Source organism: Acinetobacter sp. TUM15064, assembly GCF_008980265.1.
Lineage (GTDB): Bacteria > Pseudomonadota > Gammaproteobacteria > Pseudomonadales > Moraxellaceae > Acinetobacter.
Genome location: NZ_BKFU01000240.1, coordinates 1 through 425, shown reverse-complemented (window position 1 = coordinate 425; position 425 = coordinate 1). Strand labels below are relative to the sequence as shown.

1 pseudogene is annotated in these 425 nt (G+C 45.4%); it reads left to right on the top strand.

The features are described from left to right. Positions 1 to 425: pseudogene (locus GBI16_RS18615) on the top strand (nicotinate phosphoribosyltransferase); the annotation flags it as partial.

The window sequence follows — 425 nt, the reverse complement described above, 5'->3', positions numbered from 1 at the left end:
GGCTATTTACCATTACGCATTAAAGCTTTGCCAGAAGGCAGCCGCGTCAATATGCGTGTACCCGTGCTCACCGTTATTAATACCGACCCGCGTTTCTTTTGGCTAACCAACTATATTGAAACCGTGTTAAGTGCTGAGCTTTGGAAAAGCTGTACTACAGCAACGATTGCCTACGAGTATAAACGATTATTAACTGAATATGCCGTAAAAACTGGCGCACCACTCGATTTTGTATCTGTGCAAGGACACGATTTTAGTAGCCGTGGCATGGGTGGAGTTTATGATGCTGCACAATCGGGTGTGGGGCATTTAACCAGTTTTATTGGAACAGACTCGGTTGCTTCAATCGACTATGCCGAAGAATATTACAATGCAACAGGTGTGGTTGGGGTATCTGTACCAGCGACCGAACACAGTGTGATGTG